The organism is Cryobacterium ruanii (assembly GCF_004404055.1).
Classification (GTDB): Bacteria; Actinomycetota; Actinomycetes; order Actinomycetales; family Microbacteriaceae; genus Cryobacterium; species Cryobacterium ruanii.
The window spans coordinates 196934-219368 of sequence record NZ_SOHK01000009.1 but is presented as its reverse complement, the minus strand read 5'-3'; the positions used below and the strand labels follow the sequence as shown (position 1 = coordinate 219368).

Annotated in this window: 28 protein-coding genes; 25 read left to right on the top strand and 3 right to left on the bottom strand. The window is 65.0% G+C overall.

The genetic code is table 11. The annotated features are described in order from the left end of the window. Nucleotides 1–6: 6 nt before the first annotated feature. The 8 genes from rplF (at nucleotide 7) to map (ending at nucleotide 5356) form a co-directional block, all read left to right on the top strand. Nucleotides 7–543 carry a 50S ribosomal protein L6 gene (rplF, locus tag E3T47_RS06905; protein WP_092339429.1) on the top strand — a complete coding sequence of 179 codons (537 nt, stop codon included), beginning with the start codon at nucleotides 7–9 and terminating at the stop codon, nucleotides 541–543. A gap of 2 nt (nucleotides 544–545) precedes the next feature. Continuing rightward, a complete protein-coding gene (gene rplR, locus E3T47_RS06900; RefSeq protein ID WP_092107252.1) occupies nucleotides 546–917 on the top strand; it encodes a 50S ribosomal protein L18 in 372 nt (123 codons plus the stop codon). Then, nucleotides 914–1621, top strand: coding sequence for a 30S ribosomal protein S5 (rpsE, locus tag E3T47_RS06895; protein WP_369827303.1), 708 nt, complete (start codon nucleotides 914–916; stop codon nucleotides 1619–1621). Before rplR ends, rpsE begins: the two co-directional genes overlap by 4 nt. After that, complete coding sequence (gene rpmD / locus E3T47_RS06890) at nucleotides 1621–1803, top strand: 50S ribosomal protein L30 (protein WP_066597599.1); 183 nt, start codon at nucleotides 1621–1623, stop codon at nucleotides 1801–1803. The genes rpsE and rpmD overlap by 1 nt, the downstream gene beginning before the upstream one ends. After that, complete coding sequence (rplO, locus tag E3T47_RS06885) at nucleotides 1803–2381, top strand: 50S ribosomal protein L15 (protein WP_134555393.1); 579 nt, start codon at nucleotides 1803–1805, stop codon at nucleotides 2379–2381. Before rpmD ends, rplO begins: the two co-directional genes overlap by 1 nt. Before the next feature lie 126 nt (nucleotides 2382–2507). Beyond that, complete coding sequence (secY, locus tag E3T47_RS06880; protein WP_134555392.1) at nucleotides 2508–3830, top strand: preprotein translocase subunit SecY; 1323 nt, start codon at nucleotides 2508–2510, stop codon at nucleotides 3828–3830. Then, nucleotides 3827–4423, top strand: a complete 597-nt coding sequence (locus tag E3T47_RS06875) for an adenylate kinase (RefSeq protein WP_134555391.1) — start codon at nucleotides 3827–3829, stop codon at nucleotides 4421–4423. The genes secY and E3T47_RS06875 overlap by 4 nt, the downstream gene beginning before the upstream one ends. A gap of 150 nt (nucleotides 4424–4573) precedes the next feature. Beyond that, nucleotides 4574–5356, top strand: coding sequence for a type I methionyl aminopeptidase (gene map, locus E3T47_RS06870; protein WP_134555437.1), 783 nt, complete (start codon nucleotides 4574–4576; stop codon nucleotides 5354–5356). Here map and E3T47_RS06865 read toward each other — a convergent pair whose 3' ends face one another. Next, nucleotides 5357–5542: a hypothetical protein gene (locus E3T47_RS06865; protein WP_134555390.1), complete on the bottom strand. Its 186-nt coding sequence runs from the start codon at nucleotides 5540–5542 to the stop codon at nucleotides 5357–5359. It lies immediately after the preceding gene. A gap of 224 nt (nucleotides 5543–5766) precedes the next feature. On the opposite strand from E3T47_RS06865, the gene infA reads away from it, so the two are divergent. The 8 genes from infA (at nucleotide 5767) to E3T47_RS06825 (ending at nucleotide 11118) form a co-directional block, all read left to right on the top strand. Beyond that, a complete protein-coding gene (infA, locus tag E3T47_RS06860) occupies nucleotides 5767–5988 on the top strand; it encodes a translation initiation factor IF-1 (protein ID WP_035834638.1) in 222 nt (73 codons plus the stop codon). Between the two features lie 67 nt (nucleotides 5989–6055). Further along, nucleotides 6056–6169, top strand: a complete 114-nt coding sequence (gene rpmJ / locus E3T47_RS06855) for a 50S ribosomal protein L36 (protein WP_035834639.1) — start codon at nucleotides 6056–6058, stop codon at nucleotides 6167–6169. 143 nt (nucleotides 6170–6312) lie between these two features. Continuing rightward, on the top strand, nucleotides 6313–6687 hold the full coding sequence (gene rpsM / locus E3T47_RS06850) for a 30S ribosomal protein S13 (protein ID WP_092449488.1): 375 nt from the start codon (nucleotides 6313–6315) through the stop codon (nucleotides 6685–6687). 46 nt (nucleotides 6688–6733) lie between these two features. After that, nucleotides 6734–7132: a 30S ribosomal protein S11 gene (gene rpsK / locus E3T47_RS06845; protein WP_035834641.1), complete on the top strand. Its 399-nt coding sequence runs from the start codon at nucleotides 6734–6736 to the stop codon at nucleotides 7130–7132. Between the two features lie 134 nt (nucleotides 7133–7266). Then, nucleotides 7267–8256 carry a DNA-directed RNA polymerase subunit alpha gene (locus E3T47_RS06840; RefSeq protein ID WP_092107272.1) on the top strand — a complete coding sequence of 330 codons (990 nt, stop codon included), beginning with the start codon at nucleotides 7267–7269 and terminating at the stop codon, nucleotides 8254–8256. A 48-nt stretch (nucleotides 8257–8304) separates the two neighbouring features. Next, a complete protein-coding gene (gene rplQ, locus E3T47_RS06835) occupies nucleotides 8305–8847 on the top strand; it encodes a 50S ribosomal protein L17 (protein ID WP_134555389.1) in 543 nt (180 codons plus the stop codon). Nucleotides 8848–8992: 145 nt separating this feature from the next. Further along, nucleotides 8993–10036, top strand: coding sequence for a GNAT family N-acetyltransferase (locus E3T47_RS06830; protein WP_134555388.1), 1044 nt, complete (start codon nucleotides 8993–8995; stop codon nucleotides 10034–10036). A 38-nt stretch (nucleotides 10037–10074) separates the two neighbouring features. Next, nucleotides 10075–11118, top strand: a complete 1044-nt coding sequence (locus tag E3T47_RS06825) for a GNAT family N-acetyltransferase (protein ID WP_134555387.1) — start codon at nucleotides 10075–10077, stop codon at nucleotides 11116–11118. A 3-nt stretch (nucleotides 11119–11121) separates the two neighbouring features. Here the strand turns inward: E3T47_RS06825 and E3T47_RS06820 are convergent, their stop codons facing one another. After that, nucleotides 11122–13095 (bottom strand): acyltransferase family protein, encoded by a 1974-nt coding sequence (locus E3T47_RS06820; RefSeq protein ID WP_241982027.1) that lies wholly within the window; start codon nucleotides 13093–13095, stop codon nucleotides 11122–11124. A gap of 90 nt (nucleotides 13096–13185) precedes the next feature. Between E3T47_RS06820 and E3T47_RS06815 the strand changes: the two genes are divergently transcribed. The 4 genes from E3T47_RS06815 to glmM all read left to right on the top strand — a co-directional run bounded on the left by E3T47_RS06815 (nucleotide 13186) and on the right by glmM (nucleotide 16650). Continuing rightward, the gene (locus E3T47_RS06815) at nucleotides 13186–14109 is read left to right on the top strand and encodes a tRNA pseudouridine synthase A (RefSeq protein ID WP_241982025.1); all 924 of its coding nucleotides are present in this window, start codon (nucleotides 13186–13188) and stop codon (nucleotides 14107–14109) included. 177 nt (nucleotides 14110–14286) lie between these two features. Beyond that, nucleotides 14287–14733 (top strand): 50S ribosomal protein L13, encoded by a 447-nt coding sequence (gene rplM, locus E3T47_RS06810; RefSeq protein ID WP_104083755.1) that lies wholly within the window; start codon nucleotides 14287–14289, stop codon nucleotides 14731–14733. Nucleotides 14734–14783: 50 nt separating this feature from the next. Next, a complete protein-coding gene (gene rpsI, locus E3T47_RS06805; RefSeq protein WP_092107287.1) occupies nucleotides 14784–15269 on the top strand; it encodes a 30S ribosomal protein S9 in 486 nt (161 codons plus the stop codon). A gap of 19 nt (nucleotides 15270–15288) precedes the next feature. After that, entirely contained in the window at nucleotides 15289–16650 is a 1362-nt protein-coding gene (gene glmM / locus E3T47_RS06800; RefSeq protein ID WP_134555384.1) for a phosphoglucosamine mutase, read from the top strand. A gap of 72 nt (nucleotides 16651–16722) precedes the next feature. Here the strand turns inward: glmM and coaA are convergent, their stop codons facing one another. After that, the gene (coaA, locus tag E3T47_RS06795; protein WP_174844647.1) at nucleotides 16723–17679 is read right to left on the bottom strand and encodes a type I pantothenate kinase; all 957 of its coding nucleotides are present in this window, start codon (nucleotides 17677–17679) and stop codon (nucleotides 16723–16725) included. A gap of 34 nt (nucleotides 17680–17713) precedes the next feature. On the opposite strand from coaA, the gene glmS reads away from it, so the two are divergent. From glmS to E3T47_RS06770, 5 genes are read left to right on the top strand one after another with little or no spacing between them, the layout of a single operon-like run. Further along, on the top strand, nucleotides 17714–19564 hold the full coding sequence (gene glmS, locus E3T47_RS06790; protein ID WP_134555383.1) for a glutamine--fructose-6-phosphate transaminase (isomerizing): 1851 nt from the start codon (nucleotides 17714–17716) through the stop codon (nucleotides 19562–19564). A 6-nt stretch (nucleotides 19565–19570) separates the two neighbouring features. Next, the gene (locus tag E3T47_RS06785) at nucleotides 19571–19927 is read left to right on the top strand and encodes a holo-ACP synthase (protein WP_134555382.1); all 357 of its coding nucleotides are present in this window, start codon (nucleotides 19571–19573) and stop codon (nucleotides 19925–19927) included. Beyond that, on the top strand, nucleotides 19924–21045 hold the full coding sequence (gene alr, locus E3T47_RS06780) for an alanine racemase (RefSeq protein ID WP_134555381.1): 1122 nt from the start codon (nucleotides 19924–19926) through the stop codon (nucleotides 21043–21045). Before E3T47_RS06785 ends, alr begins: the two co-directional genes overlap by 4 nt. Then, complete coding sequence (gene tsaE, locus E3T47_RS06775) at nucleotides 21038–21574, top strand: tRNA (adenosine(37)-N6)-threonylcarbamoyltransferase complex ATPase subunit type 1 TsaE (protein WP_134555380.1); 537 nt, start codon at nucleotides 21038–21040, stop codon at nucleotides 21572–21574. Before alr ends, tsaE begins: the two co-directional genes overlap by 8 nt. 44 nt (nucleotides 21575–21618) lie before the next feature. Further along, on the top strand, nucleotides 21619–22434 hold the full coding sequence (locus E3T47_RS06770; RefSeq protein WP_241982023.1) for a sulfite exporter TauE/SafE family protein: 816 nt from the start codon (nucleotides 21619–21621) through the stop codon (nucleotides 22432–22434). Nucleotide 22435: the final 1 nt, after the last annotated feature.

Genomic DNA, 22435 nt, shown 5'->3' with positions numbered 1-22435 from the left:
CTGAGAATGTCACGTATTGGAAGACTCCCCATCCCGATCCCTGCTGGGGTCACGGTTGTGGCTGACGGCCAGGCCGTCTCCGTCAAGGGCCCGAAGGGCGAGCTCGCGCTCGTCGTTTCCAACCCCATCTCGGTGTCGATCGAGGACGGTCACGTTCTCGTCACCCGTCCGAACGACGAGCGCCAGTCGCGTTCGCTGCACGGTCTGACCCGCACCCTGATCAACAACCAGATCATCGGCGTAACCGTTGGTTACACCAAGGGTCTTGAAATCGTCGGTACCGGTTACCGCGCGGCGCAGAAGGGCACCTCCGTTGAGTTCGCCCTCGGCTTCTCGCACCCGGTCGTCGTCGAGCCGCCCGTCGGCATCGTTCTGACCGTGGAGAGCGTCAACAAGCTCACGGTCAGCGGAATCGACAAGCAGGCCGTCGGCGAGGTTGCCGCCAACATCCGTAAGATTCGCAAGCCAGAGCCCTACAAGGGCAAGGGTGTGCGTTACGCCGGCGAGATTGTTCGCCGCAAGGCCGGAAAGAGCGGTAAGTAACCATGGGACTCGGAACTAGAGGCAAGAGCAAGGCCGCAGCCCGCGGACGTCGACACACACGTCTTCGCAAGAAGATCGAGGGAACGGCACTTCGCCCGCGCCTCGTTGTCACGCGCTCGGCTCGCCACGTATTCGTGCAGGTCGTCGACGACAGCAAGGGTTTCACCCTTGCGTCGGCATCCACGCTCGAAACGGATTTGCGCACCTTCGATGGTGACAAGACCGCCAAGGCCCGCAAGGTCGGTGAGCTTGTAGCTGAGCGTGCGAAAGCCGCCGGCATCGAAGCCGTTGTATTTGACCGTGGTGGCAGCAAGTACGCAGGACGCGTCGCAGCCATCGCCGAGGGAGCTCGAGAGGGTGGATTGAACCTGTGAGCACTGAAAAGATCGAAACCACAGCACCTGTTGCTGCCGTTGCCGAGGCGCCGGTTGAAACCGCTGCCTCCACGACCCCGCCGCAGAACGAGCCCCGCGAGGCTCGTCGTGGTGGCCGTGAGCGCAACCCGAACAAGGACCGCGGAAGCCGCGATGCCGACAAGAGCCAGTTCCTGGAGCGCGTCGTCACCATCAACCGGGTGTCGAAGGTCGTCAAGGGTGGTCGTCGCTTCAGCTTCACCGCCCTCGTCGTCGTCGGCGACGGTAACGGCCTCGTCGGCGTTGGATACGGTAAGGCCCGCGAGGTCCCGACCGCTATCTCCAAGGGCGTTGAAGAAGCGAAGAAGAACTTCTTCCGCGTTCCTCGCGTTGGCCTGACCATCCCGCACCCCGTGCAGGGTGAGGCCGCAGCCGGCGTCGTTCTGCTCCGTCCGGCAGCAGCAGGTACCGGCGTTATCGCCGGTGGCCCGGTGCGCGCCGTACTCGAATGTGCTGGCATCCACGACGTGCTGAGCAAGTCGCTCGGTTCGTCGAACACCATCAACATCGTGCACGCCACGGTCGAGGCCCTGCACCAGCTCGAAGAGCCGCGTGCGGTTGCGGCTCGTCGCGGCCTCGCCTATGAAGACGTGGCTCCGGCCCGTTTTCTTCGTGCCGACGCTGCTGCAGCTGCAGCGGCCGCAACCGCGAAGGCAGGTGCCTGATGGCCCAGCTGAAGATCACACAGATCAAGTCCAAAATTAGTGAGAAGCAGAACCAGCGCGACACTCTTCGCAGCCTGGGTCTGCGACGCATTGGCGCCGTCACGATCCGCGAGGACAACTCGCAGAACCGTGGCTACGTCAACACCGTCGCTCACCTCGTAAAGGTCGAGGAGATTGACTAATGGCTGACGAGAAGGAAGCTACCCAGGTAGCCGACAAGCCCGACGCGAAAAAGGCTGCCGCCCCCAAAAAGGCTGCAGCACCCAAGAAGGCTGCTGCCCCCAAAAAGGTAGCCGTTGCAGCAGAACCCACTGAGCCCCGCGAGCACGTGCTGAAGGTACACCACCTTCGCCCGGCCCCCGGAGCGAAGAAGGCCCGCCAACGCGTTGGCCGTGGTGAAGGATCCAAGGGTAAGACCGCGGGTCGAGGCACCAAGGGCACGAAGGCACGCTACAGCGTGCGCGTCGGCTTCGAAGGTGGGCAGATGCCTCTGCACATGCGCACCCCGAAACTGCGTGGGTTCAAGAACCCGTTCCGCGTCGAGTACCAGGTTGTCAACCTGGAAAAGCTCGAACTGCTTTACCCGAAGGGTGGCGATGTCACCATCGCCAGCCTGATCGCCAAGGGTGCGGTTCGTGACAACGAAAAAGTCAAGGTTCTCGGTACGGGTGAGATTACCGTTAAGCTGAACGTGACGGTCGACAAGGTCTCTGCTTCAGCAGCGCAGAAAATTGTCGCCGCGGGTGGATCTGTAAAGTAAGTCCGTAGACGCTCAATCGAGCTTGTCGAATCCGTCAACGAGTGAATCGTTTGGTGTGATTCGACAAGCTCGATCGCTTTAAGACGACCTGTGCGGGTCGATCTGCGTAAAAATCTGGAGGCCTTCTTGTTCAGCGCCATTGCGCGGATTTTCCGCACACCCGACCTTCGTAAGAAGATCGGCTTCACCCTGGGCATCATTGCTCTGTTCCGTCTGGGCTCCTTCATTCCCGCCCCGTTCGTGGACTTCGGCAATGTGCAGCTGTGTCTCGCAGCCAACCAGGGAACGAGCGGCCTCTATGAGCTCGTCAACCTTTTCAGCGGTGGCGCCCTACTGCAGTTGAGCGTGTTCGCGCTTGGCATCATGCCGTACATCACGGCCTCGATCATCGTGCAGCTGCTGCGCGTGGTCATCCCCCACTTCGACACCCTCTACAAGGAGGGTGCCGCCGGTCAGAGTACTCTGACCCAGTACACCCGCTACCTCACCATCGCGCTCGGCATCCTGCAGTCCACGACCCTGATCACGGTGGCCCGCAGCGGCGCCCTGTTCGGCACCTCCGCGAGCACCGAGTGCACGCAGTTGATCACCAACGATGCCTGGTACGCGATCATGCTCATGGTCATCACTATGACTGCCGGTACCGGCGTCATCATGTGGATGGGCGAGCTCGTCACCGAACGCGGCGTCGGCAACGGCATGTCGCTCATGATCTTCGTCTCGATCGCCGCCCTGTTCCCCGGTTCGCTCAGTGCCATCGGCCAGCAGCAGGGCTTCGACACCCTCGTCATCGTGCTGATCGTCGGGATATTGGTGGTCGCCGGCGTGGTCTTCGTTGAACAATCGCAGCGGCGAATCCCGGTGCAGTACGCCAAACGCATGGTCGGGCGGCGCACCTACGGTGGCAACAACACCTACATTCCGATCAAGGTCAACATGGCCGGCGTGATCCCCGTGATCTTCGCCTCCTCGTTGCTGTACCTGCCAGCCCTGCTCGCGCAGTTCAACCAGCCCGGTGCCGGCACGGAAGCCCCGGCCTGGGTGGTCTGGATCTCCAACAACCTCACCGGTGGCGACCAGCCGCTGTACATGGCCATGTACTTTCTGCTCATCATCGGTTTCACCTACTTCTACGTGGCCATCACGTTCAACCCCGAAGAGGTCGCCGACAACATGAAGAAGTACGGCGGGTTCATTCCCGGCATCCGTGCCGGCCGCCCGACCGCCGAGTACCTCGACTTCGTCCTGACCCGCATCACGCTCCCCGGCTCGATCTACCTGGGTCTGATCGCGCTGATCCCGCTCATCGCTTTCTCGGTCATCGGTGCTGACCAGAACTTCCCGTTCGGCGGCGCGAGCATTCTCATCGTCGTCGGTGTGGGGCTTGAGACGGTCAAGCAGATCGACTCCCAACTGCAACAGCGACACTATGAGGGGCTTCTTAAATGACGCGCTTACTACTGATCGGCCCGCCCGGTGCGGGCAAGGGTACCCAGGCGGAGCGCCTCGCGCTCGCCTTCGACGTTCCCGCCATCTCCACCGGTGACATTTTTCGTTACAACGTGACCACCAACACCCCGCTCGGGCTCGAGGTCAAGTCGTTCATGAACGCCGGCGCCTACGTGCCAGACACCCTCACCAACGCGATCGTCGCCGATCGGTTGAAAGAAGCGGATGCCGCCACCGGCTTTCTGCTCGACGGCTACCCGCGCACGACCGACCAGGTCGCTGAGCTCGACCGCCTGCTGGGCGCCGAGGGCACCCAGCTCGATGTTGTCGTTCTGATCACCGCCGACACCGACGAGGTTGTCGCCCGACTGCTCAAGCGTGCCGCCGAGCAGGGCCGCGCGGATGACACGGCCGAGGTCATCCGTCACCGACTCGACGTTTACACCGAGCAGACCGCTCCACTCATCGATGTGTACAGCGCCCGCGGCCTCGTCGTCACGATCGACGGCCTCGGTGCCGTTGAGGTCGTCACCGACCGCATTCTCGTCGCGCTGGCCGAACGCGGCCTTCGCGCCAGCACCACCACGCTCTAAACCCGCTCTACCCTCGGGCCGGGCCTTGCGGCCCGGCCCGACACCATGTGAACAATCATAAAAATATCGCTCCCCTCTACGGAGCTAGTTTGTAGGAAATCAGTGAGTCTTCGACGTTCGATCTATAAGAATCCGGCCCAGCTGCGCCTCATGGTGGCACCGGGCCTCGCCACCGCGGCATCCCTGGCAGCTGCCCGCGCGGCCATGGTCATCGGCGCGACGACCCTCGAACTCGACGCCGCTGCGGAAGCTGCCATCATCGCGCTCGGCGGTAAGCCCAATTTCAAGCTCGAAGAGGGCTACCACCACACCGTGTGCGCGTCGGTCAACGACGACGTCGTGCACGGGATTCCCTCCGCTCGCCGCCTCGGTGCCGGAGACATCGTCTCCATCGACAGCGGAGCGATCATCGAAGGCTGGAACGGCGACGCTGCGTTCAGCTACGTGATTGCCGACGCGACCCGGCCCGAGCTCGTCGCCGAACGCCAGAAACTGTCGGACGTGACCGAGCAGTCACTCTGGCACGGCATTGCCCGCCTGCACACGGCGCGCCACCTCAACGAGGTCGGCGAGGCTATTGAAGACTACGTGGAGTCGCAGGGCACCTACGGAATTCTCACCGACTATGTCGGCCACGGCATCGGTCGTTCCATGCACGAAGCCCCGCCGGTGTTCAACTATCGGGTGCGCCAGAAAGGCCCCGACGTGAAGCCGGGCTTGGTCGTCGCCATCGAGCCGATGGTCGTGCTCGGATCGATCGACACCTACACCCGCGACGACGACTGGACCGTAGCCACGAGCGACGGCAAGGCGGCCGCCCACTGGGAACACAGCATCGCCGTGCATAAGGACGGCATCTGGGTGCTCACCGCCGAAGACGGTGGAGCGGCCGGGCTCGCCCAGTTCGGCATCGTGCCCGTTCCTATTCCCTAACTACTGGTCCATCAGATGCACGAGCGCGTCGTCGAGCGCAGCCCCGATGGGTTCGCGCGGCACCGCCCGCGGGTCGTAGTAGTCCGCGCAGACCAACACCGTGCGCACGGGTTGCTCAAACCGTTGCTGCTGCACGAGGCCGCATCGCGGATCGCGGAGGTCGTCTGCGGGCTGGTGGCGGGGCATCCGCTCTTTGAAGCGGTCAACGGCGAAAGCACCGCGGCCCAGGGGGTGAGCCGCTGTGCCGGATCCTGTTGAGGCTGCTGTTGCGCGGGTGATTATAGGACTGAATTGCTAAAAGGCAATCTCATACCATAGACTTGATCCTTGGTGTCTGGTGTCGTCTTTTGTGGCGTGTCCGGCATCAACCCAGCAATGACCAGCAATCAATACAGAGCGACAGTGAGGGTATGGCCAAAAAAGACGGTGTCATCGAAATCGAGGGCGCAGTAGTCGAAGCTCTGCCCAACGCGATGTTTCGCGTTGAGCTGTCAAACGGCCACCGAGTTCTTGCCCACATCTCGGGCAAGATGCGTCAGCACTACATCCGCATCCTCCCGGAGGACCGCGTGATCGTCGAGTTGAGTCCTTACGATCTGACCCGAGGCCGGATCGTCTACCGCTACAAGTAACGGCTGCTGTAAGTAACGGCCCCCGGCATCCCGGGGGTACGAAGACAGCGAAAAACAAGGAATCACCATGAAGGTCAAGCCCAGCGTCAAAAAGATCTGTGACAAGTGCAAGGTCATCCGCCGTAACGGCAACGTGATGGTCATCTGCGAGAACCCGCGTCACAAGCAGCGCCAGGGTTAAATCTTCGTTGCGTTCAGCGCAGTGAGATTTACCTGAATAACTGAATATACATAGCAGTTCTGGGAGCCCTTCGGGGTGACACCATCGGTTGGAGGCCGGTGTACAGGAACTGTTACAGACCTCTATCACTAACAGGAGACACAATGGCACGTCTAGCCGGCGTCGACATCCCGCGCGATAAGCGCGTGGAAGTTGCATTGACTTACATTTACGGTGTTGGCCGTACGAGGGCCCTCAAGACCCTCGCCGATACTGGAATCGACGGAAACATCCGCGTCAAGGATTTGAGCGACGACCAGCTCGTCCTTCTCCGCGACTACGTCGAAGGTACCTTCAAGGTTGAGGGTGACCTCCGCCGTGAGGTTGCCGCTGACATCCGCCGCAAGGTTGAGATTGGCAGCTACGAGGGCATTCGCCACCGCAAGGGCCTGCCCGTTCGCGGTCAGCGCACCAAGACCAACGCTCGCACCCGCAAGGGCCCGAAGCGCACCGTAGCCGGCAAGAAGAAGGCGCGCTAGGCCCCCGGCCTAGCCCGCTAACGCCTTTAGGATTCAGGAGAAATTCATGGCACAACCCAAGTCGGCCGTACGGAAGCCGCGTAAGAAAGAAAAGAAGAACATTGCTGTGGGCCAGGCCCACATCAAGAGCACCTTCAACAACACGATCGTGTCGATCACCGACACGACCGGCGCCGTCATCAGCTGGGCCTCGTCTGGCCAGGTTGGTTTCAAGGGTTCGCGCAAGTCGACCCCCTTCGCCGCACAGCTGGCCGCCGAATCGGCCGCCCGCCAGGCGCAGGAACACGGCATGAAGAAGGTCGACGTCTTCGTCAAGGGACCCGGCTCAGGCCGCGAGACCGCGATCCGTTCCCTGCAGGCCGCCGGCCTCGAGGTCGGTTCGATCAACGACGTGACGCCCCAGGCTCACAACGGATGCCGTCCGCCGAAGCGCCGCCGCGTCTAAAGCACTCGCTGTCATCTTGACGGGCTCGGCGCTTGATTGGTGCCGAGCCCCGTCGGGACTCTTTTCTTTCAACTTTTCACTCTCTCGTCATTGCAAGTGTCATATAGCGGACACTTAGCCGAAAGGAATCAACAGTGCTTATTGCACAGCGTCCAACGCTCACCGAAGAGAACATCTCGGAGTTCCGTTCACGGTTCATCATCGAGCCGCTCGAACCTGGCTTCGGCTACACCCTCGGCAACTCGCTTCGCCGTACCCTGCTCTCCTCGATTCCGGGCGCTGCAGTAACCAGCATCCGTATCGACGGCGTGCTGCACGAGTTCAGCACCGTCCCCGGGGTGAAGGAAGATGTCACCGAGATCATCCTGAACATCAAGGGCCTCGTCGTTTCGAGCGAGCACGACGAGCCCATCACCGCGTACCTGCGCAAGCAGGGTGCCGGCCAGGTTACCGCCGCTGACATTTCGGCCCCGGCCGGCGTCGAGGTGCACAACCCGGAGCTGGTCATCGCAACCCTCAACGACAAGGCGAAGTTCGAACTCGAACTGACCATTGAGCGTGGCCGTGGTTACGTGTCCAGCACCCAGAACCGCAATGAGTTCTCCGAAGCCGGGCAGATTCCGGTCGACTCGATCTACTCGCCCGTGCTCAAGGTGACCTACCGTGTCGAGGCAACTCGTGCCGGTGAGCGCACCGACTTCGACCGCCTCGTCGTTGACGTGGAGACCAAGTCGGCTATCTCGCCTCGCGACGCCATCGCATCCTCTGGTCGCACTCTGACCGAGCTGTTCGGCCTGGCCCGCGAGCTCAACACCGCCGCTGAGGGCATCGAGATCGGCCCCGCGCCGGTTGACGCTGTGCTCTCGACCGAGCTTTCGATTCCGATCGAAGACCTCGACCTGTCGGTGCGCTCGTACAACTGCCTCAAGCGCGAAGGCATCAACAACGTCAGCGAACTGGTCGCCCTTTCGGAGACCCAGCTGATGAACATCCGCAACTTCGGGCAGAAGTCGGTTGACGAAGTGAAGGACAAGCTCGTTGAGCTCGGCCTGTCCCTGAAGGATTCGGTTCCCGGATTCGACGGCGCGCACTTCTACAGCGGCTACGAAGAAGAGACCATCTAAGGCTCGGCTTCCCGCTGCCTTTCGATTTTTTAATACTGGAGATTACCAATGCCAAAGCCCACGAAGGGCCCCCGTCTCGGTGGCGGCCCGGCGCACGAGCGCCTCATGCTTGCGAACCTGGCCGCGGCCCTGTTCACCCACAAGTCGATCAAGACGACCGAGACCCGTGCCAAGCGCCTGCGTCCGCTCGCCGAACGCATGGTGCAGTTCGCCAAGCGCGGCGACCTGCACGCCCGTCGTCGCGTTCTCGCGACGATCACCGACAAGACCGTCGTGCACGAGCTGTTCACGGTCATCGCCCCGCAGGTCAACGAGCGTCAGGGCGGTTACACCCGCATCACGAAGCTTGGTTTTCGCAAGGGTGACAACGCGTCCATGGTACAGATGGAGCTCGTTCTCGAGCCCCTGACCCCCAAGGTCAAGCGCTCCAAGACCGCGACCGTTGCCGCGACTCCCGTCGGGTCCGAGAACGTCGTAGTCGAAGACGTCGTCGCTGACGATGTCGTCGTCGAAGAGACCGTCGTTGCTGAAGACGTCGTTGCTGAAGATGCAGCCGTCGAAGACGCTGCAGTCGAGGCCGACAAGAAGTAGCACCACCACCATCTGAGGGGGGCCCAACGAAAGTTGGCTCCCCTTTTTTGTACCCTCCCTTACATTCCGCGAGAGCGCAAAGGTGCCCGATTGGACACCTCAAGCGGGCACTTTTTGTGCTCTCGACGAAAGATAGGGTTGATGGATGGATCAACTTGAAACTCCGTTGTCAGAACGCGTTGGGGATGCCCCGGTTCCGGTGGTTCCGGTGCACCCGGACGTCACCCAATGGCGCCCCGCCACGACCGATGACATCGACAGCATCTGGGAACTGCGCCAATCCATGGGCCAGGTCGACCACCCCAACTACCTCACGGCGCGCGGCGCGATTGCCGCCGACTTCGGCTTCTCACACTTTCACCCCGAACTCGACTCCCTCGTGGGCCTTGACGCAACCGGACGCGTCGTGGCGGTCGGCATGGTCATGTTCCCCCCGCGCCAGGTGAGTCTCGTGCGTTCGATGCCGATCGGCGGAGTGCACCCGTTGCTGCGCGGTCGCGGTATTGGGCGCCAGCTGCTGGCGTGGCAGCTGGCCCGGGCGGAGCAGCAGCTCGCTTCCTCGACCCGGGCGCTGCCCGGCTGGATCCTGGCCTACGCCGACGAACGTTCCCCGCAGAACGCGGCCCTGTTCGAGCACGCCGGGCTCAGCCTCACCCGCTACTTCCTCACCCTCGAACGACCGTTGGACGCCCCGGTGCGCGTCGTCGACGCGGCCGCCGGCATCCGCATTGCCGGGTATACCCCCGCCGTCTCGGCCCAGGTACACGCCACCCGCGACGACGCATTCATGGACCACTGGGGCAGCCAGCCGATGAGCGATGAAAACTGGAACGCCTTCGTCGGTGGAACGTGGTTTCGTGCCGACCTCTCGTTCGTGGCCTACGGTACAGACGCAACCGGCACCGAGCAGGTCGTCGGTTTTGTGCTGTCCACGGCGAACGAGAACGTCTGGGCCACTCAGGGTTTCACCGGCAGCTACATCGACCTGGTCGGCGTCTTGAGCGGATGGCGCGGCCGCCACATTGCGCAATCGCTGCTGGCGGCCCAGCTCGCCGCCGGGCAAGCACTGGGACACGAGCGGGTGACCCTCGCGGTTGACTCCGACAGCCCCACGGGAGCCCTCGGCCTCTACACCGGGATGGGTTTCGTGCCCACCCACCGCAAGATGGCCTACACCCTCGAGTTCTAGCGCTGGCCCCGTTCGGGGCTGCGCGGATAGGGTGAAGCATGACCGTCCCCACGACTCCGCTCTCGTCGCGCCTGACCGCGCCCGCGCAGCTGCCCGTTCCCGAGCATGCCGATATCGCCCGGTGGCGCCCGGCGACGGCCGACGATATCGACGCCATCTGGCAGCTCGAGAAAGCGATCGGCCGCGCCGATCACCCCAACTACGTTCTCGAACGGGAGGAAGTGGGCAAGGCGTTCGGGTTCTCCTTCGTGAACGCTGACACCGACACCCTCGTCGCCCTGGGCGCCGACGGAAGGCTGGTGGCCCACGGCATCGTGGTTCTTCAGGTCGGGCAACAGACGCTCGTGAAATGCAACCTCGGCGGTGGCGTTCTGCCGGAAATGCGTGGCCGCGGTCTCGGGCGAGCGCTGCTGAACTGGCAGGTCGCCCGTGCCCGGCAGCAACTGGCGACCTCCGACAAGCAGCTGCCCGGCTGGATCACAGCCTCCTGCGATGAGCGTGCCCCACAGAACGGCCGCCTGTACGAACGCTTCGGCCTGGTTGCCACCCGCTATTTCCTGACGTTGGACCGCATGCTCGCCGACCCTATTCGTGCGGTCGAACTGGGCGACGGCATCCGCTTGACCGGTTACACGCCTGAGCTGTCGGCCGCGGTGCACGCCGCGCGCGACGTGGCGTTCATGGATCATTGGTCGAGCCAGCCCATTCCCGACGAGAGCTGGATCGCCTACGTCACGGGCCCGACGTTCGTCGACGAGCTCTCCTTCGTGGCCTTCGCCACCGAGCCAGATGGCAGCGAGGAGGTCGTGGGCTTCATCATGTCGAGCGTCAACGAAGAAGACTGGGCCGTCGCCGGCTTCCGCAGCAGCTATATCGGCCTCGTCGGCGTGCTGAGCGGATGGCGCGGCCGCCACATCGCGCAGGCCCTGTTGGCTGCGCAGCTGGCCGCGAGCCGCGAAGCCGGGCACGAGCGCGCGACCCTCGACGTGGATTCAGCGAGCCCGACCGGCGCGCTCGACCTGTACACGGGCATGGGCTTCTTCGCCACGAACCGCGAGCTGGCCTACGTGCTCGAGTTTTGACTATCAGCGGAACGGCGTGCGGGGCGCATCGGGATCGCGCAGCAGCCAGCTGCTGTCGGGCAGCGGCGGCACCGCGGCGAGACGGTCGAGTGCCGCTCGCACTTCGTCGGCGTAGAGCTGGCCGCCGGTCGGTCCGGGGTGCACGTGATCGCCGGCCAGCAGGTCGAGTCGCCCCGCTATCGTGTCGTGCCAGTTAGCGAGTTCAACCCGGCGATTTCCCTCCGCGAACTCGGCGAGGGCGGCGTTGACGCCGGCGGTCCAATCGCGCTCGGCGTAGGCATTGACCAGTACCAGCTTCCGATCCGGCCCCAGGATGCGCAGAATCGTGGTGAGTTCCCCGGCGGTGATCGGTCCGTTGGTGCCGAGCCCGATCACCACGACGGGATGCAACTGGCCGGCAGCCTTCAGCGCCAGCAGGAGGTCGTCCGCGGAATGCATCCCGCGGGAGACCGAGGCGTCCACGGTCATGCCCGTAAAGGTGGCCTGCAATTCGGGAGCTGAGGCAAGCATGACCGAGTCGCCGACGGCCGTGATCGGGCCGTCGGCCAGGGACGTGGCTGTCGTGGCTTCGGTGGCCTGGCGGGCCGCCTCGGCGGCCGCGGCCTGCGCGGCGGCGCGCGCTGCGGCATCCATTGCCCGTTGACCGCGTTCGATGCGCAACTGCGCCGAGGTCTGCGCGGGCGCGGCAACGACGGCGGCCGTGGTGCCGCCGACCAGCAGCAGAGACAGAGCGGCCGTTGCTGCGACCAGACGACGGCGACGGGTGGGTCCGGTCCACAGTGCGCCGACCGAGCGGATGCTGCCGCGCACGCCGCCCCGTCGGATCGGCAGTTCCAGCCAACGGTACGAGACGCCGGCCAGGGCGAGCGTGATGACGGTGGCGAGCAGCCCGATGGGCAGCAAGCTGCCCGACGGCGACGAGGCCGGCCAGAGCAATTGCAGCAGCACGAGTACCGGCCAGTGCCAGAGGTAGATGCCGTAGGAGCGTTCACCGAGATAGCGCATCGGGGCCACGTCGAGCAGAAGCCCGAACCGGCCGCCGCGCACGCCCGCCCAGATGGCGACGGCGGTGGCGAGGCTCACCGCGACGAGGCCGCCGCGGTAGGTCGCGGCGCCGTCCTCGGGCAGCCAAAACGCGAACGCGACGATCGTCAGCACCGCGGCCCCGCCGAGCCAGGGGCGCAGTCGGGGCAGCTCATTGCGGTGTCCGCTCGGGCGACGCAGCAGCAGGGCTAGGGCGGCGCCGGCGAACAACCCGAAACTGTGCGTGTCGGAGCCGTAATACACCCGGGTCGGGTCGCTACCGGGCTGGTAGAGCACCCCCATCCACAGGGCCGAGGCCACGAACAGTGTGATGACGAGGGCCAGGCGCACCGGCGGGCGGCGAATCAGCAACACGGCCAGCAGTAGCAGCGGCCAGACCAGATAGAACTGCTCCTCCACGGCGAGCGACCACAGGTTGCGCAGTAATTCGGGCTCGTTGACGCTGAAATAGCTTGCGTCGCCCGCGATCGACACCCAGTTGTAGCCGAAGGTCGTGGCACCGAGCAGCTGGGCGCCGAGACCGACCAGAACATCGCCGTCAATCAGAAATGCGAGGGTGCAGCTGATCAGAATAACCGGGATCAGCGGGGGAACGAGGCGTCGGGCCCGCCGCTGCCAGAACCGGCGAAGTGAGATGCGCCCGGTGCGCGTGTGCTCTGAGACGAGCAACCCGGTGATCAGAAAGCCGCTGATCACAAAGAAGACATCGACGCCGATGAAACCACCGGGCAGTATCGCCGGGAAGAGATGGTAGAGCACGACGGCAATGACGGCGAGGGCACGCAAGCCGTCGAGGCCGGCCAGACGACCGCCACTGGGCGCAATAGCGGGGGCGTCGCGGGGCCCGAGCACGGGGGCATTTTCGGGCCCGATGGCGGCGGTCGTCGACCGAGTCCTCCCGGTGAACGGGAACGACAGGGGGGAACGAGGCATGGGGAACGAGATTTCTTTGGCACTCATCTTCGGGGTGGACCAAAGGGCGCCATCAACGATAACCCGCGCGTGCCACCTAGGCTTACCCTCGTGAATCTTTTTGTGCCCCGCGCCGCTCATGCAGCGCTCGGCTCCACACGCATCCGGCTCGACCTCGCCTACGACGGCACCGATTTCACCGGCTGGGCCCGCCAGCCGGGCTTTCGCTCCGTGCAGGCCGACATCGAAAACGGGCTCGCCGGCATCCTGCAAAGCTTTCCCCCGCACCCCACCCTGATCGTCGCCGGCCGAACGGATGCCGGGGTGCACGCCCGCGGGCAGGTCGCCCATTTCGACCTCACCGCCGAACAAGCCCACTCCCTGGTGCGCATCCAGCGCGGCACCGGAAATCGCCCCCCGGTCGATCTCGGCACCGCCATCCTGCGTCGCCTCGGCGGGATCCTCGTGACCAAGCCCGACATCGTGTTGCGCCGGGCCACGGTCGTACCCGGCGGTTTCGACGCCCGGTTCTCGGCCATGTGGCGCCGCTATGAGTACCGCATCGCTGATCCGCTCGCCCTGCGCGACCCGCAGCAGCGCCTGCGCACCACGTGGCATCCGTTCAAACTCGATCTTCCCGCGATGCAGGCGGCTGCGGCGACCCTGGTCGGCCTGCACGACTTTGCGGCCTACTGCAAGCCGCGCCCGGGCGCGACGACCATTCGCACCGTGCAGGACTTTCGCTGGCACCGCGACGACGACGGCCTTCTTATCGCCAGCATTAGAGCGGATGCCTTCTGCCACAGCATGGTGCGCGCCATGGTCGGCGCCTGCGTGGCTGTGGGGGAGGGGCGCCTCGACGGCAGCACCCTCGCCACCCTGCACTTTGACAATCACCGCATCAGCGAGTTCAAGGTGATGCAGGCGCACGGCCTCACGCTGATCGACGTGGGCTACCCCGACGACGCCGCACTGGCGCAGCGCGCCATTGATACCCGCAACCGGCGCTCACTGCCGGTCGTTGTCGCGGAGTGAACTCTGGCCCAGGTTGCGTCCGCGGTCGGGGCCGACTATCGTTGACCCTTGGTGTCTGTGCGTTGCAGCGCGGCACCCGAACGTGAGCCCTCCATCGACAGTGTTCTCCTCACGAGAACACGCCCGGAGCGGGATTCACGAACACCTCCGTTCGAAAAAGAAGAAAGCAGCACAACAGTGACGCGCACTTACACCCCCAAGGCAAGCGAACTCCAGCACGACTGGGTTGTCATCGATGCCACCGATATCGTTCTCGGACGTCTGGCCAGCCACGCGGCAATCCTGCTGCGCGGCAAGCACAAGGCCACCTTCTCCCCGCACATGGACGGTGGCGACTTCGTCATCATCGTCAATGCCGAGAAAGTTGCCCTCACCGGCAAGAAGCTCGACCTGAAGATCGCTTACCGCCACTCGGGTTACCCGGGCGGCCTCACGGCGACCAACTACTCCGAGATGCTCGAGAAGCACCCGACCCGTGCGGTTGAAAAGGCGATTCGCGGCATGCTGCCGAAGAACTCGCTCGGTCGCGCCCAGCTCACCAAGCTGAAGGTTTACGCCGGCCCTGAGCACCCGCATTCCGCTCAGCAGCCCACGCCGTACACCCTCAGCCAGGTCGCGCAGTAGCGCCGGCAACCAGACTTCTCGACTCTTAGATAAAAAGGATTCCCATCATCGTGGCGAAGATCGCAGACCAGATTGACCAGGCTCCGGAGAGCTACTCCACCGAGACTCCGGCCGAAACCGTAACCAAGGCGCCCCGCGCCGTCCTCAACGTTCCCGGCGCAGCCGTCGGCCGTCGCAAGCAGGCCATCGCCCGCGTGCGCATCGTCCCCGGCTCCGGCACGATCGTTGTCAACGGCCGCGAGTTCGCCGACTACTTCCCGAACAAGCTGCACCAGCAGCTGATCAACGACCCGTTCAAGGTTCTCGACCTGCTCGGCTCGTACGACGTCATCGCCCGCATCACCGGCGGTGGCCCGTCCGGCCAGGCCGGCGCGCTTCGCCTCGGCATTGCACGCTGCCTCAACCTGATCGACGAAGAGAACAACCGCGCCATCCTGAAGAAGAACGGCTTCCTCAGCCGCGACGCTCGCGTCAAGGAGCGTAAGAAGGCCGGACTCAAGAAGGCCCGTAAGGCACCTCAGTTCAGCAAGCGCTAACCGGATAGCCGACGACGATATGACTCGTCTGTTCGGCACGGACGGCGTTCGGGGCCTGGCCAACCGTGATCTCACGGCTGGCCTGGCCCTGAGCCTTGCCCAGGCCAGCGCCGCAGTGCTGACCCGTGGCCGTCGTGCCCAAGCACGCCTTGAAGCGGGTCGCCGGCCCGTCGCCGTGGTTGCCCGCGACCCGCGAATCTCTGGTGAATTCCTCACGGCTGCCGTCTCGGCCGGACTGGCCTCTAGCGGTGTCGATGTTCTCGATGCCGGGGTCATCCCTACGCCCGCCGCAGCCTTCCTGGTCAACGACATCGGTGCCGACTTCGGTGTGATGATTTCTGCCTCACATAACGCGGCGCCCGACAACGGCATAAAGATCTTCGCCTACGGCGGAACCAAACTTCCCGACGACGTCGAGGACCGCATTGAGTCCTACATCGGTCGCGACACGCTCATGCCGATCGCTGGGGACGTCGGACGCATCCGCCGCTTCGCAGACGCCGAAGACCGTTACGTTGTGCATCTGCTCACCACGCTGCCGCACCGTCTCGACGGCATCCACGTCGTGCTCGACTGCGCCCACGGCGCCGCCGCTGGCGTCTCGCCGCAGGTATTCACGGATGCCGGCGCTCGCCTCACCGTGATCGGCGCCGACCCCGACGGACTCAACATCAACGATGGTGTGGGGTCGACCCACCTCGACAACCTCGCCCGTGCCGTGCTCGAGCATGGTGCCGACATCGGCATCGCTCACGACGGTGACGCCGACCGGTGCCTCGCCGTGGATAAGGACGGCAAGATCGTCGACGGCGACCAGATCATGGCTATTCTCGCCGTGTCGATGGCCGAACGCGGTGTGCTCAAGGATCGCACCCTCGTCGCGACCGTCATGAGCAACCTCGGCCTGCGCAAGGCGATGGCGGATAATGACATCACCATGGTGCAGACCAAGGTCGGCGACCGGTACGTACTCGAAGAGCTCAACGCCCACGGGTATTCGCTCGGCGGCGAGCAGAGTGGCCACGTCATCATGACCAAGTTCGCCACGACCGGCGACGGCATCCTCACCGGCCTCCACCTCGTGGCCGAGATGGCGCGCACCGGTAAAACGCTCGCCGCACTCGCATCCGTGATGACGGTCTACCCGCAGATCCTCGTGAACGTGCGCGGAGTGGACCACAAGGCGCTCGGCGCCGACGCGGTCATCGCCGAGGCCGTTATCGCCGCCGAGGCCGAACTCGGCGACACGGGCCGGGTGCTGCTGCGCCCCTCCGGCACCGAGCCGATGGTGCGCGTCATGGTGGAAGCCGCCGACCAGCCCACCGCCGACCGCCTGGCGCACGCCCTGGCTGACGTCGTGCGTGCTCGACTGACCCTCTAGCCCGATCGGACGGGCCCGGGCCCCGTCCCTGTCACACCGCGCCTGTCCGCAGAGCGCGTGAGTGTGCGCGGGTCAGACCTTACGCAGCAGCACCTTGGACACGGCGTGCGTGGGGTCCTTGCGTAGAACCAGGGTGGCACGCGAACGGGTGGGGCGGATGTTCTGCAACAGATTGGGCTGGTTGATGCTGGTCCAAATGCTGCGCGCCTTGCCGCGCGCCTCATCTTCGGTGAGCGTCGCGTAGCGGTGGAAGAACGAGTTGGGGTTTGCGAATGCCCCGCGCTGCAGCTTGAGAAAACGTTCCTCGTACCAGCGGGCGATGTCCTGGGTCCGGGCATCCACGTAGATCGTAAAGTCGAACAGGTCGCTGACCGCGAGGCCGTGGCCCGGCCCGGGAGGCTGCAGCACGTTGAGACCCTCGACGATGAGAATGTCGGGCTGGCGTACGACGATCTGCGCGTCGGGCACGATGTCGTAGCTCAGGTGCGAGTAGAACGGTGACCGTACCTCGGGGGCGCCGCTCTTGACCGCGCTCACGAACCGCAGCAGGGCACGACGATCGTACGATTCCGGAAATCCCTTACGCTCCATCAGGCCACGCCGGTTCAATTCGGCGTTGGGAAACAGAAAGCCGTCGGTCGTGACGAGTTCGACCCGGGGAGTGTCGTCCCAGCGGGCGAGCATCTCGCGCAGTAACCGGGCGGTGGTCGATTTGCCGACCGCGACCGAGCCGGCCACACCGATCACGAACGGTGTGGGGCGGGCGCGTTCGCCCAGAAAACCACTGGTCGCACGGTGCAGCGTGCGGGCATTCGCCGCGTAGAGGTTGAGCAGCCGGCTGAGCGGAAGGTAAACATCCGTTACCTCGTTGATGTCGAGCGGCTCCCCAATTCCGCGCAACTGCACGATCTCTGTCTCTTTCAGCGGCAGCAGGGTCGTCGGCGCGAGCGTTGCCCAGTCGGCTCGGTCGAGCTCCACGAAAGGGGTGCCGTGACCGTTCATTGCGGAGGCCAGCACCGGATCGGACATTCCCCCAAGCTTAGTCCGACTAAAATCGACTTCCATGTGCGGAATCGTAGGTTATGTCGGAAGCAACAAAACCGTCGACGTTCTGATGGGAGGACTCCGGCGGCTCGAATATCGCGGGTATGACTCCGCGGGAATAGCCGTCATCGACTCGCGGGGCGTGCTCAACACGGCCAAGAAGGCCGGCAAGCTTTCGGCCCTGGTCGAGGAGTTGAAGGCCCGCCCGATCAACGACGGTCAAACCGGTATCGGGCATACGCGTTGGGCCACCCACGGCGCACCCACCAATGCAAATTCCCACCCGCACCTTGCTGACAATGGTCGCTTGGCATTGATTCACAACGGCATCATCGAGAACTTTGCGCCGCTCAAAGCCGAATTGATCGCCGAGGGCTTCTCTTTCGAGAGCGAAACCGATACCGAGGTGGCCGCGGTGTTGCTCGGCCGCGAATACCAGCGAGTCGGTGACCTGGCCGAAGCGTTCCGCACCATCGTCGCTCGCCTTGACGGTGCCTTCACGCTCCTCGCCGTGCACCAGGACCAGCCTGGCGTCGTGGTCGGTGCCCGTCGCAACTCCCCGCTCGTGATCGGCCTCGGCGAGGGTGAGAATTTTCTCGGTTCCGACGTGGCGGCGTTCGTCGAGTACACCCGCCGCGCTGTCGCGATCGGACAGGACCAGATCGTCACCATCACAGCGGATGCCGTCACCGTCACCGATTTCGACGGTCACTCCGTCGAGACGGAAGAGTTCGACATCGCCTGGGACGCTTCGGCCAGTGAGAAGGGCGGCTGGTCCAGCTTCATGGCCAAGGAAGTCTCCGAGCAGCCCGATGCCGTCGCCAACACCCTGCGTGGCCGTATCACCGACGGGCGGGTGGTCGTTCCCGAACTGACCGAATTCGGTGATGACGTGCTCGCGGGCATCCGTCGTATCGTCATCGTCGCCTGCGGAACCGCCGCCTACGCCGGCCAGACCGCCAAGTACGCCATTGAAAAGTGGGCGCAGGTGCCGGTGGACGTCGAGCTCAGCCACGAGTTCCGTTACCGCGACCCGGTGCTCAGCGCCGATACCCTGGTGATCTCGATCAGCCAGTCCGGCGAGACCATGGACACGCTCATGGCCGTCAAATATGCCATGTCGCTCGGCGCCAAGGCGATCTCCATCTGCAATACGCAGGGCGCGACCATTCCGCGCGAGAGTGACGCCGTGATCTACACCCACGCCGGCCCCGAGGTCGCCGTCGCGTCGACGAAGGCGTTCGTGGCGCAGATCACCGCGCTCTACCTGTTCGCCCTGCACCTCGCCCGGGTGCGTGGCAGCCTCCCCGAGGCCGAGCAGGCCGCACAGGTCGCCGAACTGCAGGCCGTCCCGGAGAAGATCGCCACCGTGCTCGGCGTCGAAGACGAGGTGCGTCAGCTGGCCCGCTGGATGAGCGACACCCGCGCGGTGCTGTTCCTCGGCCGACACGTCGGGTTTCCGATCGCGCTCGAGGGTGCCCTCAAGCTCAAGGAACTCGCCTACATCCACGCCGAAGGCTTCGCGGCCGGCGAGCTCAAGCACGGCCCGATCGCGTTGATCGAGCCCGGGCAGCCGGTGTTCGTCGTCGTGCCGAGCCCGCGCGGCTCAGCCCACCTGCACCCGAAGGTCGTCTCCAACATTCAGGAGATCCGCGCCCGCGGTGCCCGCATCATCGCCATCGCCGAGGTCGGCGATGCCGCCGTGCTGCCATTCGCCGACACCGTCATTCACATTCCGCTCGCGGCGCCTTTGTTCGAACCACTGCTGGCCGTGGTGCCGTTGCAGATGTTCGCCATGGAACTCGCCCGCGCCAAGGGCCTCGACGTCGACCAGCCGCGCAACCTGGCGAAGTCCGTCACCGTCGAATAGGACCAGATGATCAAGGGCATCGGGGTCGATGTGGTCGACCTGGCGCGGTTCACCCGCCAGGTCGAGCGCACGCCGCGCCTCGTGCCGCGGCTGTTCGCCGAAAGCGAACGCGGCCTGCCGGTGCACTCCCTTGCGGCGCGTTTCGCCGCGAAGGAGGCCCTGATCAAGGCCCTCGGCGATAGTGCAGGCGCCACCTGGCACGAGATGGAAATTGTGAACGACTCCCACGGCAACCCCGAATTCAAACTCAGCGGGGCAGCCCTGAAAGCAGCGGATGATCGCGGCATCAAGCGAATACACGTCACCATGACGCACGATGCCGGGGTGGCCTGCGCGTTCGTCGTCACCGAGGGGGAGTCATGACCGAGTTTCGCGAGGCCGTGATCGACCTCGCCGCGATCCGCCACAATATGGCCCACCTGCGCCAACTCGTAGGCACCCCGCACGCGATGGCCGTCGTCAAAGCCAACGCCTACGGTCATGGGGCCGTGCCGGTGGCGCGCGCCGCTCTCGCCAGCGGGGCCGACTGGCTCGGCGTCGCCGACATCGACGAGGCACTCGCGCTGCGTGACGCCGGCATCGACGCGCCGATCCTGGCCTGGCTGCACGACCCCGATGCCGATTTCAGCGCCGCCATCGACGATGACGTCACCGTCGGGCTCTCCTCGGCGCGGCAGCTGCAACAGGTAGCGGATGCCGCGGCGAAACTCGGCAGGGCCGCATCCGTTCACCTGAAACTTGATACCGGGCTCAGTCGCAATGGCGTGCACGAGAACGACTGGGCCGAGGTGTTCGCGCTCGCCGCCGCGCTCGAGCGGGTCGGACTGCTGCGCGTTGACGGTGTCATGAGCCACCTCGCTAACGCCTCGGCGTTCGAGGACCAGCAGGCGCTGGAGTGCTTCGAACGCGGCGTCACCGCCGCCCGCGCGGCCGGCCTGACCCCGACGCTCGTGCACCTGGCGTCGTCGGCGGCGGCTCTACGAATGCCGGCCGCCCGCTTCTCCATGGTGCGCTTCGGCATCACCGTCTACGGTCTGTCGCCGTTCGACGATGCCGCCAGCGCCGACCTCGGGCTGATTCCTGCCATGACGCTGCGCGGCCGAGTGGCCCTCGTGCGCCGGGTGAATGCGGGCGCCGGAGTATCCTACGACTACCTGTGGCGGGCGCCGCACGATTCCACCCTCGCTCTCGTGCCGCTCGGCTATGCCGACGGCATACCGCGGCAGGCGTCGGGCGCGGCGCTCGTGCACATTCACGGCGAGAACTATCCCCTGGTCGGGCGGGTGGCGATGGACCAGTTCGTCGTGAACCTCGGCGCCGATAATCCGGGCGTGGCCGTCGGCGATGAAGTCGTCTTGTTCGGCGATCCGGCCACCGGAGCGCCGAGCGCGACCGACTGGGCCAACGCAGCGGGCACGATCAACTATGAGATCGTGACCCGCATCGGGCACCGTGTGGCGCGGCGACACACCAATGGCTGAGCTCTCCCGCACGATAGCCGATGCGGCGGCGATGCACCGATTCGGTGTCGATCTCGCACGGACCCTGCAGGCCGGCGACCTGGTCGTACTCACCGGACCGCTCGGCGCCGGAAAGACCACCCTCACGCGCGGCCTCGGCGAGGGACTACAGGTGCGCGGGGCCGTTACGAGCCCGACCTTCGTGCTCGCGCGCACCCATCCGAGCCTCGTCGGGGGGCCGCCGTTCGTGCACGTCGACGCCTACCGCCTCGGCAGCGCCCTGGAGCTCGACGACCTCGACATCGATTTCGCCCGTTCCATCGTGGTGGTGGAGTGGGGCCGCGGCCTGCTCGACGGCGTGACCGAGTCCTGGCTCGACATCGAGATCGAGCGGCCGCACGGCCGGTCGCTGGCCGCAGGCGAAACGGATGCCGCGGCATCCGTTATCGATCTGGATCACGATCTCGATGAACCGCGTACCCTCACCATCAGCGGCCACGGGCCGCGCTGGTCCTGCCTGCCGCAATCGCTGCCGTCGCAACCCGCCTAGGCTGAACCCATGCCTGTTCACCGCTTCGTCGTCAGCACGCACTCGTGACGCCTGATTCGGGCGTCCGCGTGGCGAGTGTTCGGTACTGGCTCGTCCTCGCCCTGATCGGCGTGATCGGCGGGTTCCTTTCTGGCCTGTTCGGCGTCGGTGGCGGCATCGTCATGGTGCCGCTGCTCGCGGGCCTGGCCCAAATGGACCAGCGCCGCGCCGCCGCGACCTCACTCGTCGCGATCGTGCCGGCCTCAGCGGTCGGTGCCACCACCTATTTTCTCAACGGGCAAACCGACCTCGTTGCCGCCGGGTTCATCGTCATCGGTGCCGTGGTCGGTGCAGTGATCGGCACCAAACTGCTGCGGCGCATCCCGCTGGTTTGGCTGCGTTGGATGTTCATCGGCTTGCTCGTTCTGGTCGCCGCTCGTCTGTTGCTCGTCGCCCCGATTCGCGGCGAGGCCATCGACCTCACCTGGTACGTTGCCGTCGGCTACATCGTGCTCGGCCTGTTCATGGGCATCGCGTCCGGCCTGTTCGGCATCGGAGGCGGCGTGATCGCCGTGCCCGGCCTGATCGCGCTATTCGGCGCCAGCGACCTGATCGCTAAGGGCACCTCACTGCTCGTGATGCTGCCGACGGGCATTGTGGGCACCGTGTCAAACATTCGCGGCCGGCTCGTCGACGTGCGCGCCGGACTCGTGGTCGGCGTCGCGGCAACCCTCGTCTCCGCCCCGGGAGTTGCGCTCGCGCTCATTATTCCGCCGCAACTGTCGGGCATCCTCTTCGCCGGACTGCTCATCCTGGCCGCGGTGCAGCTGAGCATCAAGGCCGTGCGCGCCCAGCGCGCGCCGGGGCTCACCGCGAACTAAA

Excerpts from the sequence above, each read along its gene's own strand:
- rplF (WP_092339429.1), top strand. The coding sequence starts at position 7 with ATGTCACGTATTGGAAGACTCCCCATCCCGATCCCTGCTGGGGTCACG.
- rplR (WP_092107252.1), top strand. The coding sequence starts at position 546 with ATGGGACTCGGAACTAGAGGCAAGAGCAAGGCCGCAGCCCGCGGACGT.
- rpmD (WP_066597599.1), top strand. The coding sequence starts at position 1,621 with ATGGCCCAGCTGAAGATCACACAGATCAAGTCCAAAATTAGTGAGAAG.
- rplO (WP_134555393.1), top strand. The coding sequence starts at position 1,803 with ATGGCTGACGAGAAGGAAGCTACCCAGGTAGCCGACAAGCCCGACGCG.
- E3T47_RS06875 (WP_134555391.1), top strand. The coding sequence starts at position 3,827 with ATGACGCGCTTACTACTGATCGGCCCGCCCGGTGCGGGCAAGGGTACC.
- map (WP_134555437.1), top strand. The coding sequence starts at position 4,574 with ATGGTGGCACCGGGCCTCGCCACCGCGGCATCCCTGGCAGCTGCCCGC.
- E3T47_RS06865 (WP_134555390.1), bottom strand. The coding sequence starts at position 5,542 with ATGCCCCGCCACCAGCCCGCAGACGACCTCCGCGATCCGCGATGCGGC.
- infA (WP_035834638.1), top strand. The coding sequence starts at position 5,767 with ATGGCCAAAAAAGACGGTGTCATCGAAATCGAGGGCGCAGTAGTCGAA.
- rpmJ (WP_035834639.1), top strand. The coding sequence starts at position 6,056 with ATGAAGGTCAAGCCCAGCGTCAAAAAGATCTGTGACAAGTGCAAGGTC.
- rpsM (WP_092449488.1), top strand. The coding sequence starts at position 6,313 with ATGGCACGTCTAGCCGGCGTCGACATCCCGCGCGATAAGCGCGTGGAA.
- rpsK (WP_035834641.1), top strand. The coding sequence starts at position 6,734 with ATGGCACAACCCAAGTCGGCCGTACGGAAGCCGCGTAAGAAAGAAAAG.
- rplQ (WP_134555389.1), top strand. The coding sequence starts at position 8,305 with ATGCCAAAGCCCACGAAGGGCCCCCGTCTCGGTGGCGGCCCGGCGCAC.
- E3T47_RS06830 (WP_134555388.1), top strand. The coding sequence starts at position 8,993 with ATGGATCAACTTGAAACTCCGTTGTCAGAACGCGTTGGGGATGCCCCG.
- E3T47_RS06825 (WP_134555387.1), top strand. The coding sequence starts at position 10,075 with ATGACCGTCCCCACGACTCCGCTCTCGTCGCGCCTGACCGCGCCCGCG.
- E3T47_RS06820 (WP_241982027.1), bottom strand. The coding sequence starts at position 13,095 with ATGCCTCGTTCCCCCCTGTCGTTCCCGTTCACCGGGAGGACTCGGTCG.
- glmM (WP_134555384.1), top strand. The coding sequence starts at position 15,289 with ATGACTCGTCTGTTCGGCACGGACGGCGTTCGGGGCCTGGCCAACCGT.
- coaA (WP_174844647.1), bottom strand. The coding sequence starts at position 17,679 with ATGTCCGATCCGGTGCTGGCCTCCGCAATGAACGGTCACGGCACCCCT.
- glmS (WP_134555383.1), top strand. The coding sequence starts at position 17,714 with ATGTGCGGAATCGTAGGTTATGTCGGAAGCAACAAAACCGTCGACGTT.
- E3T47_RS06785 (WP_134555382.1), top strand. The coding sequence starts at position 19,571 with ATGATCAAGGGCATCGGGGTCGATGTGGTCGACCTGGCGCGGTTCACC.
- alr (WP_134555381.1), top strand. The coding sequence starts at position 19,924 with ATGACCGAGTTTCGCGAGGCCGTGATCGACCTCGCCGCGATCCGCCAC.
- tsaE (WP_134555380.1), top strand. The coding sequence starts at position 21,038 with ATGGCTGAGCTCTCCCGCACGATAGCCGATGCGGCGGCGATGCACCGA.